This is a genomic window from Kitasatospora sp. NPDC093558 (assembly GCF_040683475.1).
Classification (GTDB): Bacteria; Actinomycetota; Actinomycetes; order Streptomycetales; family Streptomycetaceae; genus Kitasatospora.
Genome location: NZ_JBFBDY010000654.1, coordinates 1 through 3382 on the forward strand (window position 1 = coordinate 1; position 3382 = coordinate 3382).

General features: G+C 72.6%; 5 protein-coding genes. All 5 read right to left on the minus strand.

What is annotated here, in order from left to right:
• Positions 1-488 (minus strand): cytochrome b/b6 domain-containing protein (locus AB0O00_RS33195; protein ID WP_363658158.1); only part of this gene is annotated, 488 nt, incomplete at its 3' end.
• Positions 472-1194: a molybdopterin-dependent oxidoreductase gene (locus AB0O00_RS33200; RefSeq protein ID WP_363658166.1), complete on the minus strand. Its 723-nt coding sequence runs from the start codon at positions 1192-1194 to the stop codon at positions 472-474. The genes AB0O00_RS33195 and AB0O00_RS33200, both read right to left, overlap by 17 nt.
• 68 nt (positions 1195-1262) lie before the next feature.
• Positions 1263-2141 carry an endo alpha-1,4 polygalactosaminidase gene (locus AB0O00_RS33205; protein ID WP_363658160.1) on the minus strand — a complete coding sequence of 293 codons (879 nt, stop codon included), beginning with the start codon at positions 2139-2141 and terminating at the stop codon, positions 1263-1265.
• Positions 2142-2305: 164 nt separating this feature from the next.
• Positions 2306-2665: a nuclear transport factor 2 family protein gene (locus tag AB0O00_RS33210; protein ID WP_363658162.1), complete on the minus strand. Its 360-nt coding sequence runs from the start codon at positions 2663-2665 to the stop codon at positions 2306-2308.
• A 77-nt stretch (positions 2666-2742) separates the two neighbouring features.
• Positions 2743-3382, minus strand: a 640-nt coding sequence (locus AB0O00_RS33215) for a cytochrome P450 (protein ID WP_363658164.1), incomplete at its 5' end; no start/stop codon positions are given.

The window sequence follows — 3382 nt, forward strand, 5'->3', positions numbered from 1 at the left end:
ACCGTGACGACGGCGATCGCGGCGGCCAGCCAGTCGTGGACGAAGGTCGCCCCGGTGCGCCAGGACGGCGGGGCGAGGTGGGTCAGCCACATCAGCAGGCCGGTGCCGACGATGACGAGGATCGCGCCGAGGGTCCACTGGGCGTAGAGCTTCTGGCCCGCGTTGAACTTGCCGGCGGGGCGGTCGGCGGCGCGGGTGCGCAGGGCGCGCAGCCAGGCCCAGTCCGTCGGGGTGAAGCGGCTCAGCCGGGAGAAGTCGGCGCGCAGGGCGCGGGAGGCGAGGCCGAGGAGCAGCGGGACGGGCAGGGCGAGGCCGCACCACACGTGGACGGTCACGACGAGCCGTCGCCTGCCGACGAGCTCGGCCAGCGGCGGCACGTACAGGAACGCGGCCGTGGTGAGGCAGATCAGCATCAGGGCGGCGGTGACGCGGTGGACCCAGCGTTCGGCGCGGCTGAAGCGGAGGAGGAGGTCAGGCGGTCGGTGCATCGTCACGTCCGTTCGAGCGGCCGACCCAGGCGTCGACGTCGTAGCCGTTGCGTTCCCAGTAGCCGGGCTGCACCGCGTCGGTCACGGTGATTCCGGAGAGCCACTTCGCGGACTTGTAGAAGTACATCGGCGCGACGTAGAGCCGGGCCGGGCCGCCGTGGGAGTGGGAGATGGGGGCGTCCTGCATGCGGAGCGCGACGAGGACGTCGTCGCGGCGGGCCTGGTCGAGGGTGAGGCTCTCGGTGTAGGCGCCGTCGAAGCAGCTGAACCGCACCGCCCGCGCGCCGGGCCGCACGCCGGCCGCGTCGAGCAGGTGGGCCAGCGGGACGCCCTCGAAGGGGGTGTCGGGGACGCGCCAGCCGGTCACGCACTGCACGTCGTGGACGATCCGCCGCTGGGGCATGGCCTGGAGCTCGGCGAGGCGGAAGGTGCCCGGGCGGTCGACGAGGCCGTCGACGCTGAGGGTGTACGTCTCGGCCGTGCGCTCGGGGACGGAGGCGGTGATCGAGTAGTAGCGGAAGCCGCCGCCTCCGGGCAGGAGGCCGGTGAGGCCGGTCGGGTCCTTGCCGGCGACGGTGTCCTGGGCCTTCTGCAGGTACGGCCCGGCGGCGACGCCCGCCGCGCCGAGGCCGAGCAGCCCGAGCACCACCCGGCGGCCGACCGGGGTGCCCTTCCTGGTGTGCGCTGTGCTGTCCACACCGCCGATTCGACCAGGCCCGCCCCCGTCTTGACCAGGGGCGGAGCCGAGTCGTCAGGGTTTCGTCACATCCGGGCTCAGCAGGTCTTGCGGACGTTGCCCGACTTGCCCTCGGGCAGCACGTTCTTGTCCCGGCGGACGATGCTCAGCTTGTCGCCCCAGCCCTTGCAGGCCTTCGACAGGCCCTTGTCGGTGTACTCGACGACGTAGACCCGGTTGCCGAAGGCGTCGGCGTAGCCGTTGCACTCGTCCTGCTCGCCGCACTCCTCGGCGACGGCGAAGTCCAGCCCGACCTTCTGCCGGTCCCCGGCCAGCTCGACGGTGTTCTTCTGCCCGATCGCGAGCTTCTTCTCGTGCGCGTGCGCGGCGATCACCGTCTGGAACGCCTCGACGTCGGCCACGGTGATCAGGTTGTCGGAGCGGGTGTAGCTGTCGTAGTTGTCCGGCTCGACGGCGTTGAAGCCCTTGGCCGCGCACTCGTCGATCCAGCCGTTCACCTTCTGGGCGATGCGCTGGCGCTTGGCGTCGGTGCGGACGTCCAGCACGGCCTCGTTCCAGTTCTTGTCGTAGACGACCTTGCCGCCGCCGTCGCGCAGGAGCAGGTCCGGCTCCCAGTCCTTCTCGGCGCCGGACTGGGCCTGGAAGGCGTTGACGTAGCAGATGTTGTACAGCCCGGCCGCCGGCGCGGCGCCGTGGTCGCGGCTGACCACCTGCACCCCGGCCGGGGGCTGGTAGGGCGCGGAGATCTGGTAGTCGAAGCCCGTGTGCTCGGGCGGCAGCGTGACGCTGGTGGGCGGCGGCAGGGACGGCCCGGTGGCCGGGGCGGTGGCGGAGGTGTCCGAGCCGGAGTCGTCCCCGCCGTCCGACGAGGAGCTGCACGACGAGAGCACGAGCGCGGCCGCCGCCGAAACGGCCAGTGTCGCAGCGGCCCGGCGACGGGCGGGACTGATGAACATCGTCGGTCTCCAAGCGGGGTCGTGGCACTGAGGCTCACCTTACCCGGCAGTGGATCACCCCCGGCCGCGCGTACGGGCTTGGGACGAAATCCCAATGATCGCTTAACACTCCGTTCACGCCCGGGCAGGGTGTCCGGAGCCGCGGCCCCGGACACCCTGCTGCGTCACACCGCCGGGCCGTAGGCGCCGAAGCCGCGGGAGACCAGGCCGTCGCGGAAGGTCAGGACCTCCGCGACGGCCTGGCCGCGCTCGTTGCGGTAGTTGATGACGAGGGTGTCGACGGAGGCGCGGACGTCCTCGACGGTGAAGTGCAGGTCGGGCAGGTGGTCGAGGCCCTTGGCCCAGTAGGCGCGCAGGGCGTCCTTGCCGCGCACCTCGCCGGACGGGTCACCGATGATCTCCAGGATCCTGGGCGAGGCGAAGACGACGTCCTCGGTGAAGTGGGCGAGGATGCGCTCCAGGTCGTGGGAGTTCCAGGCGGCGGCCCAGTCCTGGGCGAATCGGGTGGCGAATTCGAGGTCCATGATCCCGGACGGTACGACAACCGGCCCGCCGCCGCCCGCAATTCCACGATCCGGTCACCGCGCCACGGACGATCCGGTCACCACACCACGGGGAGGGCCGACGGACTGCGCGTCGTGCTGCCGAGCTGCCAGCCGATGGCCGAGCCGGGGTGGGCGAGGCGCAGGCCCGGAAGTGCCGTGGCGAGGCGGTGGAGGGCCTCGTGCATCTCCAGGCGCATCCGCCAGGCGCCCAGGCAGTAGTGCGGGCCGGCGCTGAAGGCGAGGGTCGGGGCGGCGAGCGGCGCGGCGAGGTCGGCGTCGAGGCCGCCGTCCGGGAAGACGGCACCGTCGCGGTTGGCGCTGTTGAGGCTGACGGCCACCACCGCGCCGGCCGGGATCGGCACCCCGCCGAGTTCGACCGCCTCGACGGCGCGCCGGGTCGTGGCGTCGTCGTCGCCGAGGGGGATGTGGTGCAGGAGCCGTTCGGTGGCGCGTTCGGCGACGGCGGGGTCGGCGAGGCGGGGCCAGGAGGAGGGGCGGTCGCCGAGGAGGTAGACGAAGGCGTTGCCGAGGGCGCCGGTGACGCTCTCGTTGCCGCTGCCCGCCAGGCCGCAGACGAGGTGGACGAGCCAGGTCTCGGGGATGCCGCCGTCCTCGTCGGCCGCGACGACCAGGCCGCTGACCAGGTCGGCGCCGGGCGCCCGGCGCCGCTGGGCAATCAACTCAGCGGCGTAATCG

Bases quoted from the DNA above. Each gene is read 5' to 3' on its own strand.
- AB0O00_RS33205 (WP_363658160.1), bottom strand. From the start codon at position 2,141: ATGTTCATCAGTCCCGCCCGTCGCCGGGCCGCTGCGACACTGGCCGTT.
- AB0O00_RS33210 (WP_363658162.1), bottom strand. From the start codon at position 2,665: ATGGACCTCGAATTCGCCACCCGATTCGCCCAGGACTGGGCCGCCGCC.